Annotated in this window: 13 protein-coding genes and 1 other annotated feature; of the genes, 3 read left to right on the top strand and 10 right to left on the bottom strand. The window is 39.8% G+C overall.

Translation table 11 applies throughout. The features are described from left to right. Positions 1 to 15 precede the first annotated feature (15 nt). The 6 genes from ACE198_RS21170 to ACE198_RS21145 all read right to left on the bottom strand — a co-directional run bounded on the left by ACE198_RS21170 (position 16) and on the right by ACE198_RS21145 (position 4802). The gene (locus ACE198_RS21170; RefSeq protein ID WP_375376930.1) at positions 16 to 165 is read right to left on the bottom strand and encodes a hypothetical protein; all 150 of its coding nucleotides are present in this window, start codon (positions 163 to 165) and stop codon (positions 16 to 18) included. Between the two features lie 22 nt (positions 166 to 187). Then, positions 188 to 408: a binding site (T-box leader), on the bottom strand. Positions 409 to 556: 148 nt separating this feature from the next. After that, positions 557 to 1750, bottom strand: a complete 1194-nt coding sequence (locus ACE198_RS21165; protein ID WP_375376929.1) for an MDR family MFS transporter — start codon at positions 1748 to 1750, stop codon at positions 557 to 559. A 344-nt stretch (positions 1751 to 2094) separates the two neighbouring features. Next, a complete protein-coding gene (locus tag ACE198_RS21160) occupies positions 2095 to 3552 on the bottom strand; it encodes an ammonia-forming cytochrome c nitrite reductase subunit c552 (protein WP_375376928.1) in 1458 nt (485 codons plus the stop codon). Positions 3553 to 3554: 2 nt separating this feature from the next. Then, entirely contained in the window at positions 3555 to 4067 is a 513-nt protein-coding gene (locus ACE198_RS21155) for a NapC/NirT family cytochrome c (RefSeq protein ID WP_098574576.1), read from the bottom strand. A gap of 289 nt (positions 4068 to 4356) precedes the next feature. Beyond that, entirely contained in the window at positions 4357 to 4536 is a 180-nt protein-coding gene (locus tag ACE198_RS21150; RefSeq protein ID WP_251460135.1) for a glycogen biosynthesis protein GlgD, read from the bottom strand. Further along, positions 4533 to 4802, bottom strand: coding sequence for a YtzC family protein (locus ACE198_RS21145; protein ID WP_098574578.1), 270 nt, complete (start codon positions 4800 to 4802; stop codon positions 4533 to 4535). The genes ACE198_RS21150 and ACE198_RS21145 overlap by 4 nt, the downstream gene beginning before the upstream one ends. A 211-nt stretch (positions 4803 to 5013) precedes the next feature. On the opposite strand from ACE198_RS21145, the gene mnmL reads away from it, so the two are divergent. Then, a complete protein-coding gene (gene mnmL / locus ACE198_RS21140; RefSeq protein WP_375376927.1) occupies positions 5014 to 5979 on the top strand; it encodes a tRNA modification radical SAM protein MnmL/YtqA in 966 nt (321 codons plus the stop codon). After that, positions 5976 to 6548 carry a tRNA 5-(aminomethyl)-2-thiouridylate-methyltransferase MnmM gene (gene mnmM, locus ACE198_RS21135; protein WP_375376926.1) on the top strand — a complete coding sequence of 191 codons (573 nt, stop codon included), beginning with the start codon at positions 5976 to 5978 and terminating at the stop codon, positions 6546 to 6548. Before mnmL ends, mnmM begins: the two co-directional genes overlap by 4 nt. 23 nt (positions 6549 to 6571) lie before the next feature. Here the strand turns inward: mnmM and ACE198_RS21130 are convergent, their stop codons facing one another. After that, positions 6572 to 7654, bottom strand: a complete 1083-nt coding sequence (locus ACE198_RS21130; protein ID WP_375376925.1) for a tetraprenyl-beta-curcumene synthase family protein — start codon at positions 7652 to 7654, stop codon at positions 6572 to 6574. A gap of 17 nt (positions 7655 to 7671) precedes the next feature. Next, entirely contained in the window at positions 7672 to 8475 is an 804-nt protein-coding gene (locus ACE198_RS21125) for an alpha/beta hydrolase (protein WP_251460126.1), read from the bottom strand. A 143-nt stretch (positions 8476 to 8618) separates the two neighbouring features. Here ACE198_RS21125 and ACE198_RS21120 point away from each other — a divergent pair, with 143 nt between their 5' ends. Beyond that, entirely contained in the window at positions 8619 to 9131 is a 513-nt protein-coding gene (locus ACE198_RS21120) for a gamma carbonic anhydrase (protein ID WP_098574583.1), read from the top strand. 437 nt (positions 9132 to 9568) lie between these two features. On the opposite strand, the gene ACE198_RS21115 is transcribed toward ACE198_RS21120, so the two are convergent. Both ACE198_RS21115 and ACE198_RS21110 read right to left on the bottom strand, forming a co-directional pair. Continuing rightward, positions 9569 to 10444 carry an IS3 family transposase gene (locus ACE198_RS21115; protein WP_375376924.1) on the bottom strand — a complete coding sequence of 292 codons (876 nt, stop codon included), beginning with the start codon at positions 10442 to 10444 and terminating at the stop codon, positions 9569 to 9571. 2 nt (positions 10445 to 10446) lie between these two features. Then, positions 10447 to 10764 carry a helix-turn-helix domain-containing protein gene (locus ACE198_RS21110; protein ID WP_375376923.1) on the bottom strand — a complete coding sequence of 106 codons (318 nt, stop codon included), beginning with the start codon at positions 10762 to 10764 and terminating at the stop codon, positions 10447 to 10449. Positions 10765 to 10827 lie beyond the last annotated feature (63 nt).

Below are 10827 nucleotides of genomic sequence, written 5' to 3'. Positions count from 1 at the left end.
TGATTTCCGTTCCAGTCACTTCGCTTTCCGCAGGCGTGCCGGGGAGCCTCCTCGTCGCTTTGCTCCTGTGGGGTCTCCCCTGCCCCGTACTCCTGCAGGAGTCTTCGTGCCTTCCACTCCAATCAACAGAGTGCTAAAATCAACATTTAACTTTAACACAGCCAAAATAAAAAAACCCCTCATCCCAAAAAGGGACGAGAGGATTGTATGTATCTTCCCGCGGTACCACCCACATTAGTGTTAAAAACACTCGCTTCATTCATCCTTAACGCGGAATACGGCAAGCCTTACTATACTTTCACACTTGCAACTCAAAGGCGAGTTCATGATGTACCCGGTTGACTTCCACCAGCCGTCAACTCTCTATTTCGGGTGTGTACCACTACTACTCCTAATCACAGTCATTTCATTATTAAGTATTACGGTTATTGTAATAAATTTTCAACAAGTATGCAAGGCAAACAAACGCCTAAATTCAGGATAGACAAAATATCGGGATAATAAACAAAAAGACAAAGAAGAGTTACTTCTTCGTCCGCATGGAATGGACAAATAACTAGATTTGTCCATGGACGGTGCCTGACACCATTTTTGTTTTTAGACCTCGATCGTAAAGGAGTGTTGTGATGATTGCGATGAGGAATAACACTATTAGTACAATGAATAGTGCTGATATGTTGTACATGTCTACGATTATTCCGCCCATTAGGGGACCAATCATTCTGCCGCCTGTGGCCGTACTGTTGACGATTCCTTGGTAGAAGCCTTCACGTCCCTTCGGTGCCAGGCTAAAGGCAACTGTTGGAACTGCCGGCCAGATAAACATCTCACCAATTGTTAGGATAATCATCCCAACTAGAAACCCAGAAAACAGCGTTGCCTGCCCTGCAACTAAAAATGAAACAACGAAAATACCAATTCCAATAATCATTTGCAGTTTAAGTGATGCTCTCAGATGCTTCAGTACACCATTTAAGAACGGTTGGCCAATGACAATTAGGGCACCGTTGATCGACCATAATAGACTATACTGCGTTAACGAAATATTAATTTCCTGTGTATAGGTGGCAATCGTTGTTTGCCACTGTACATAGGCAACCCAGCAAAGCAAATACCCTGTACACAGTATTAATAAGGCATACAGTTTTTTTCTATTTTTTACAATAGGAACTTTTATATCGTTAGTTGCCGATTTTCCTGACTCTCCTGAAATTCCTTTATAGCCAAATAGCGCTATAAGCAAAAAGAGGACGTACATAATAGTATTGGCTAGGAAGATGAGTTGAAAGGAATAAGCGGCAACAATCCCGCCAAGGGAAGCACCCAAGGCTACCCCAAGGTTTTGGGCAACATAAATCGCGTTAAAGGCTTTCCTTCCACCTTCAACCCAAACGGACCCTGCCATTGCATACATCGACGGAAAAATAATACCGGTACCGAATCCAATAATGATTTGGAAGACAATATAGGCAGGCCAGCCATGCCAAAAAGTTAAACCAATGAGTGCTGCAAGAGTAATCGAGATTCCTATTAAGATAGATTTGTAGCCGCCTATTCTATCAAATAGGCTGCCGCCATATAGGTTACCAATCACACTTGCCCCTGAATTTAGCATTAGGACTATTCCAGCAATCGATAAGGACTTACCCAGGTGATCATGTATATAAATTGTATTTAAAGGCCACAGAAATGATGAGCCTGTGACATTAACGACCATCCCTATTATTAAGAGCCATAAGGCACGTGGCATGTATAAAACGCCCCTTTACATATTACAATTTCAATTACCAAGGATATATTCTATTATTTTTTCTTGGGGCGCGCAATGCTTTTTGTTTTCCAGTGCAATGGAGGAGGTGTGGAGGTGTGGTATTCCCTTTGAATTGATCCAGGATTCCGTCAAACTGGATTGGATTTCGCTGAATTGGTCCAGGATTTCGCCAAACTAGATTGGATTAATTGGCCCAGGATTTCGCCAAGTTTCCCAATTATTTCGCCAAATCTAAAGAAGATATCGCCAAACTCAATTTCTCCTTAAAAAAACCATAAGAAAAAAACACTGTAAATGAAACAGTGTTTTCCTGACCAAAATATTTAAGGTTTTTTCTTTGGTACTCCTGGTACTACCGGTGCTTGTGCAGGGAAATAACTATTCACTGCGGCATCTTTTTTCTTATCATTTTCTGTTTCGTCGAAAACAGCCTTTTTCACTTTTTCAATTTCCTTGTCTACCTCTTCCATGTCAACGCCTTTTTTAACAAGCTCTTCAGTTGCAAGCCGGACCGCTTTGTTGGATTGAACAACAGATTCTCTTAAGGAATCCATCGATCCCTGTGGATTATGGAAACCGGCCGAGTTTTCAGCTGCGATAATATCCCAGAACCATTGGCCCTTCCGAACAAATTCCTGCGCTTGCTTGACTTTCTTCTGATTTACACCTGAAGTAATCATTTTATTTACATAATAGTGTGATGTCGTGGAAATATCCTGTGCTTCGTGTAATGCACTGACATTTGCTTCTTGAATTTCAAGGACACGGTCCTTCAATTTATCTAAATCACGGTCGCCATGACACTGACCGCATGAAGTTTGCATGGTTTTAAGCGGTGAAGTCCACCAGTGTGAGCTGATTTTTCTTTTTCCATCGACACGCTCATATGGCATATGGCAGTCAGCACAAGATACATTCGCTTTGCCGTGTGTACCTGATGAATGTGTTTCATATTCGGGGTGCTGTGACTTTAACATCGGCGTCCCAGAAATATTACTAATCCAATCCTTCTCAAAACCTTTTTCTTTCGCAATGGTGCTGTAATACTCATACATTTCATCAGGCTTAAAACCTTTTGTCCACGGGAATGTTACTTCACTATTATCGGCTGCAAAATAATACTCCACGTGACACTGGCCGCAAACATAGCTGCGCATATCGTTTTTGGTTGGATTGGATGTATCTACGCCTTTCGCTTGTAATGCCTTATAGAAGCTTGGACGAGTGACACGCAAATCCATTGTTTTTGGATCATGACAATCCGAACAGCCTATTGGCGAGTGCCCCATCTCCTCCCCTTTTGGCCAAATATCTTTATTAAAATTAGCACCCCAGTAGTGGTCGCCCATTTCCTCAATCATCTTTGGAACAGCTGTCGATTTACAAGTGTAACACGAGCCAACCGATTTATCGGTAATCCGTTGAATACTGCGTATATCTTCTAAGGCGTATGTATGACCACGTTCTTCGTTATATTCCGTTGCAAATCCATATCCATTAAAGAGGATAGGTAACAGAGGCTCTTTATCTTTTTCAAATTTGCTGCGTTTTTCAGAACCGCCATAAGTAGTATCTTCCATCTTTTCATTCTTTTTGTAACTATTATATTGAAGTGGAAATAAGTCCTTAAACGCTTCATTACGAATTTCATCGGCTGCGAGTCCTGTAGTCTTCTTTCCTGCGGCAGACGCCGTTTTCTCAGTAGATCCATCGCTGCACCCAGTAATGATCAAAACCATCGCTAGCAGGAGAAGATATGCCCCATATCGAAAGCTTCCCATTTCTAAAATCCTCCCTTATTTTCTAATAACTCTCCTGAAACAGGTGGCTTATTATAACGATCATCTTTAAAGCCTTTCCCGTGTGGTACTGTTTTGTGACAGGAAATACACTTTTCCTTTGCATCATGCGATACATTGCTAAGTGTGCTTTTATGACAAGAAATACAGTTGTCATTCATAATTTTTTCAGTTCGTTCGGTCGCCTCAATCACATCCGGAATCTTCTTTGTTCCGAGTGTATTGAAATAAATATGTGTCATCCCTGCGCGGCCTTTAAAAAATAATTTCCCCACTTCACTTTTATGAGGCAGATGGCAGTCATTACACTGTAAATCCGAGTGAGTTGAATCCATAAAAGACTTATGTACGGATTTCATCGTATGACAGTTTTGACAAAAACCAGGAGAATCCAAGTAGGCCATTGTTTTTACAGTGGAAAAAGATAAAAACACACCAATCAGTAGCGCCAGCACAATTAAAAACTTTTTGTCCATTTTAAGGAATCTTTTTAACATTTCCTCACCTCCCATTCTTTTCTCTTTTAGTTTTTCTGCATCGTAATCCTGAGTGGTCTACACCCTTATTTAAACCATGATATAAAAGAGCAAAACTGTGATGTACATCACATATATATCACTACTTGTTACCGACCTGTGAACGAGCGTTTCCTTCTATTTTCAAGGTGTTTTTAATGTAATATTGTTATTCCAAGTGATTTTTTACACTTTTTTCAATAATTTCTGGAAAAATTATTTATAAAAAAGAACCCCTCAATTGAAAAAAATTGAGGGATTCTTCCTTGTTTTATGAAGATTGGTCTTTTTCTTGGTGGAATTTTGATTTTACAGGCTGCCCACCGGATTTTTCATAATTCTTCTTGGCTTGCTTAACAAGATCGAAATCTTGCCCCAACTCTAAATCTTGATTATTAATTCCATTTCGGGTTTTCTGTTCAGGATTTTGTTGCTTAGAACGCTTTTTCAAAGGTTTTCCCCCTCTAGAACCATGGTATTCTGAAGCTGCTGCAGCTGGAGTCTCATTCTATGGAGCTGTTCCCGTTGCTGCGAGTTTGCACTATGTGCCATTTTAGCAATGTCTTGATAAGTATCTTCAAGCTGCTGCAGCGCCTTTGTGTAATCATCGTCATTATAATGCTCTTGGAGACTACTTTGTTTGTATTGTTCTTGGGCAAAGCGAACTGTGTCCTCAACCTGTTGCATTAATTCGTCCATAGAGTCGCGAGTAGCCATTTAAGAACCCCTTTCTATAATAACTGGAAGCCCCGTGTGAGAAGCATAATGCTTCATTTCTTATTTTGTTCTCCATTTTCTTTCCTATAACATAAACAGTTGAATAATTATTACCAGCCAGTTCCGTAAATAATTACATTTGGATAAGCTAGCCACAACATGATAAAATTGATGTTATGCGCTTTTTATTTTTTATAAGGAGGTTTTCTGATTGGTTCAGATGAGACCTTTTATATATGCTTCTGATGATAAACGATACCATACTTGGAATTACCACTTGCGCCAAGAATTTGGTCATAAGGTGTTTAAAGTCGCTCTTGATGGAGGCTTTGATTGTCCGAACCGGGATGGCACTGTCGCACACGGAGGCTGTACGTTTTGTAGTGCGTCAGGTTCTGGAGATTTCGCCGGTAATCGAGTAGAATCCCTAGAAACTCAATTCAATAACATTAAAGAAAAAATGCACACAAAATGGAAAGATGGCAAATACATGGCCTACTTTCAGGCATTTACAAATACCCATGCACCAGTAGATGTACTTCGTGAAAAATATGAATCCGTTCTGGATCATGAAGGCGTCGTGGGTTTATCGATTGCCACGCGTCCTGATTGTCTGCCAGATGATGTGGTCGAGTATTTAGCGGAACTGAATGAACGAACCTATTTATGGGTTGAACTTGGTCTTCAGACAGTCCACGAACGGACAGCCTCGCTCATCAATCGTGCCCATGATTTTCAATGTTATAAAGATGGGGTAAACAAGCTAAGAAAGCATGGGATTCGCATCTGCTCCCATATAATTAATGGATTACCGCTTGAGAACTACGACATGATGATGGAAACTGCTCATGAAGTAGCCAAATTAGATGTTCAAGGAATAAAAATCCATTTGCTCCATTTGTTAAAAGGAACGCCGATGGTCAAGCAATATGAAAAAGGAATGCTCGAGTTTATGTCCCAAGATGACTATGTAAAGTTAGTATGTGACCAATTAGAGATTTTACCACCCGAGATGATTGTTCATCGGATAACAGGAGATGGTCCCATTGATTTAATGGTTGGGCCGATGTGGAGTGTGAACAAGTGGGAAGTCTTAAATGCCATTGATGCGGAACTGAAGAAACGAGGCAGCTGGCAGGGTAAATTTTATCAAGGTCAATTGGTGAAGTATTTATGAAAATAGACAAGGTTCTTCCGTTTGCGAAAAATCTACTTAAAAAAGCGGTTCAACCTGGCGATGTTGTGATTGATGCGACAGTTGGAAATGGCTATGATACAGTTTTCTTAGCAGAACTTGTTGGTGCCTCCGGTCACGTATTTGGGTTTGATATTCAAGAGAAAGCGATTGCCGCAAGCAAAGAACGTTTGATTAATCAAAGCCTGTCTGAGCGAGTTACACTGTTTCACTCTGGGCACGAACAGCTATCCCAATTGATTCCTAACAACTATCAAGGTAAAGTAACTGGTGCAATTTTCAACTTGGGATATTTGCCTGGCAGTGATAAAACGATAGTTACTCAACCTGAAACAACGATTAATGCTCTGCAACAACTACTGGAAATGATTGCTCCTGAAGGAATCATCGTTCTCGTTATTTATCATGGCCACAATGGAGGGGCTGAAGAACGTGATTCCCTGCTTGATTATTGCCAAAAAATTGACCAAAAAACAGCCCATGTGCTCCAATACCAATTTATCAATCAACAAAATAGTCCAGCTTTTATCATTGCAATCGAGAAAATATAAAAACCAGGCCTAAGCGCCTGGTTTTATTTTGAAATTAACCTTGTAACAAAAGCTGGGACTGATTTTTGCACTGAACGGTAGGCAAGACCATTGAAATAGAAGAAATAGCTAATCCAACCGCCCGTTTTAATCATACCTTTGGCTAATTTTCGCACGTTTTTCTGTTTGCGAACCTTGGCATCGGATAAATAAATACCCAGCAGACCACGATTAATCAAGCGATGAAAATTTTTGTGAGGGAGAAATTCCGTGTGCCGATCTGCTTCAATCATAAAATGATTCAAGCGTTGAAAAAGCATTTCCTCATTACGATAATAAGTACAAAAGTTTAAATCTCCCCCAATAAGGTCTTCTTCTTGATCAATAAAATAATCTAAAAGAATATGTAAGCCCTGAATATATGGAAAGTATCCATTTCGAATATTTTCCGCATCACTCAACTGAAAATCATCACGATGAGCGTAGGAAACTAGGCAAAAAATCCCTAAGGTAGAACCCGAACAAGCTGAAAATTCATACCATTCCATATCAGGTAAGTGAGGTTGGTTCTTTTGAAACCATTTTTCAAGACGTGGGACCCGCTCCTCATGGATGACATGTTTGTGAATTTGCAGTTCACAATAGTATTGGCATAGCTCAAGCAAATAATCTTTAATTCCTTCATAATTCTTAATTTCTCTCAGGACAGAGCGGCAGGTTTCCGATAAATCATTTAAATAATTATCATCGTCCTGGTCTTCACGGAGCCGGTAATAATTTTTCTTCTCTGCCTTAAGGACGAGCGCATCTGCCATGGATTCATGGAGCGCTGCAAAATCCTCAGGGTCTAGTGAGGTGGAACGGTCACAAAGATTATCCAAATAATCACTAATCGTTTGATAAGCAACGATAAATTTTATCGCTTTTTGATAATCCCCTTTTGCGGTTAGTGCAAGGATAGCACCACCCTCGCAATGGAACGTTTTATGATTGATACTTGCAAGGGCCTGAGTCCTCAGTTCCTCGTTCGGGATTTTTTCTGCACGGCTTTTCCAATAAGCCAATTCTTTGTGTACTGCTGGAAGTATTTTGCTGTATACCCTCGACATAAGGGTGATTGGCATCATTAAAACCGACAACCTTTCTAAACAATATAACCGATTGCTTTTAATTGACTATAAACAAAATCCTTTGCGTATTCAAATACCACTTCGCGCTCCGGTTCATTAAAAATCTCATGGTAGCATTTCGGCCATTCCTTAAATCTTTTTTCCGAAAGTGGTACATGATTAAACCACTCTTTTACGGTACTTTTATTGACTATTTTGTCATCGCCCGCCTGCATGACTAGCATGGGGATGTCTTGTGTTTTTTCAAGCGCCTGGAAGGCCTCTTTCATGGCACTCACTAATTCCCGATACCATCGAACCGATACCTTGGTTACATAAAGGGTATCATTCGAATCCGCTTCACGGACCTCTTCGTTTCTTGTTGCCATTTGGACCGATAATCCAGAATTGATCCGAAGTGAAGGAAAAACCACATTCAGACCATGCGATAGAATATCTAGAATTTTAGATGGGGTATGAACTAACCCTAAACACGGCGATGAAAGAATCACTCCAGCGACATTCAGCTTCTCTTCCTGTAAGAGCCGAATTGAAATTAATCCCCCCATACTGTGACCAAGTAAGAAAACTGGTAAATTATAGCGGTAGGCTGCCTGAATCCAATCCTTTACTTCAAAGATATAATCATCGAAGGAATGAATATGACCGCGGTTTGCTCTTGTTGTCATCCCTTGGCCCGGAAGGTCTGCCATAATCACATGGAATCCTGCAGAACGCCACATTTCGATTAGCCAGCCATAACGGCGATGATGTTCCATCGCACCATGGACCATCACTATGACTGCTTTCGCTTCCCCTTCTGCTTCCCACTTCCACATAAAGTTCCCCCCTAGAGTAGTTATAACCAATTAGTGAATGAATTCCAATGCACGAAACTTCACTAATTCAAAAAAGACGAATTATTTTTAATTGCTTCCTACTTCCGCTAAAATAATATCATCATGGAAAAGGAGCGAGAAGAATGATCTATCCTTATAAAGATAAGTATCCTCACATAGCGGATACTGCTTTTATTGCCGACTATGTGACAATTACTGGTGATGTTGTAATTGGCGATGAATCAAGTGTCTGGTTTAATACTGTCATTAGAGGGGACGTCGCCCCAACCATCATCGGTAAGAAAGTAAATATCCAAGATAATTCTATATTACACCAAAGTCCCAATAACCCGCTAATTTTAGAGGATGAAGTGACTATTGGACACCAGGTAATTTTACACAGTTGTATCATTAGAAAAAAAGCACTCATCGGAATGGGATCGATTATCCTTGATAATGCTGAAATTGGTGAAGGTGCATTTATTGGTGCCGGCAGTCTGGTTCCCCAAGGGAAAAAGATCCCGCCTAATACCTTAGCATTTGGCAGACCCGCAAAAGTTATTAGAGAATTAACACCTGAAGACATTAAAGATATGGTAAGAATCTCTAGAGAATATGCAGAAAAGGGACAATATTATAAGTCCATTCAACCTTAATAATAAAGCGCAAGCGCCCTGGTCAGCGGCGTATGGCCTCCTCGAAAGAGCTAACGCTCTTTCTTCGTGCGATGCTTATGCTGCCGAAGCCTTCCTTGTGGAGCGCTCCAACTGAGATAAAGGAAACACGAAGAGCGATAGCGATTCGATGTTGACTTATCGTAGGGAGGAGAGCGAAGGACAGTAGCCGCTAGGGCGCTGGAGCTAGACAGTAATCTAAGTTCAAAAACTTATACTATCTTATACTAAATAAAGCACCCAAGAAAACTGAACATATCCCTGTCAAGTAGACAGTAATAAAAATAAACACCCTTCTTCAGCGGCTTACAGGATAGTTGGATGAGGGGCCACTGTCAAGGAAAGCACTTGACAGAACCCCCTCATCCAACTGATTGGTCTGTAAGCTGAAGAAGGAACCAATTTAATCCAATTGTCTTCTAAGCAACTTTTGATTCCCTGTACTCCACAGGACTAAGGTTGCTTAATTTTTTTTGGAAACGCTCGTGGTTATAAAAATAGATATATCGATTGATTGCATTAATTACTTCCTCTTCGGTTTTAAATGAATTAAGATACATAACCTCAGATTTTAAATGGCCAAAAAAGTTTTCCATACTGGCATTGTCTAAACAATTTCCTTTTCTGGACATACTAGGAATAATCTTAAACTTCTTAAGAAGTTTGTGGTATTGGCGAGATGTGTATTGGAATCCTTGGTCACTGTGCAGAGTGACACCACGCACATCTTTCTTTTTTTTGACTTCTTTTATTGTGTTAACAACTAGGCTTAAATCATTGGTATCACTAATTTTAAAGGCAATGATTTCATTATTATATAAGTCTTTTATTGCAGATAAATATAAACGTCTTTGATTAAACATCAGATAAGTAATATCAGTAACCCACTTTTGATTTATATCTGATGCGGTAAATTCACGATTTAGGATATTAGAAACTACAATGTTCTCTTTCCCCTTTTTGTAATTTCCTCTTTTTCTTCTAATTTTGGCCCTGATTCCTAATTTTTTCATTAACCGGTATACTCTTTTGTGGTTTACTGCAATTCCATATTTACGGAAGAGCCAATATTTAACACGGTAATATCCATAAATACCATTAACCTCGTTGTAACACTCCATTATCAATGCTTGTAAATACTCATCTTCTACTTTTTTGAGAGTTATATTATGCTTTCGTTTTAACCATTTGTAATACCCACTTCTTGAAACACCAGCAAATTTACAAAGAAGCGACACCGGATAATCGCTGGATAACTCTTCAACAATAGTAAACAGTATGCCGATATCCTCCATTTTCACCTCCTTTGAAAAGCTCGTAACTTTTTTAAAAACTCATTCTCCATTTTTAAAATTCTATTTTCCTCTTCTAGAGACAATGGCCTGGTTCTAGGTCTGCCTTTAAAAGGGGAATTAGACTTTCCACGACGATCGTCAAGACCCGCTTCACCCAATTCCTTATATTTATTTACCCAACGACGTATATAGGAGTGGTCAGGTAAGCCAAGTTCCTTAGCCAAAGCCTTATATCCCATTTCACCTTCAAAATATTCTTTTACAGCAGCAAGTTTATACTCAAACGAATAGTTTATGAATTTTTGTCCTTTTTTAGCCAAAATAAATCCCTCCTATGTAGCAGTATGGGTTTTTTACATACTGTCTACACAGAAGGGATAATA

Origin of the sequence: Neobacillus sp. KR4-4 (assembly GCF_042136325.1) — a bacterium.
Classification (GTDB): Bacteria; Bacillota; Bacilli; order Bacillales; family Cytobacillaceae; genus Neobacillus.
The sequence above is the reverse complement of the archived record's forward strand: the minus strand, read 5'-3'. Positions and strand labels throughout refer to the sequence as shown.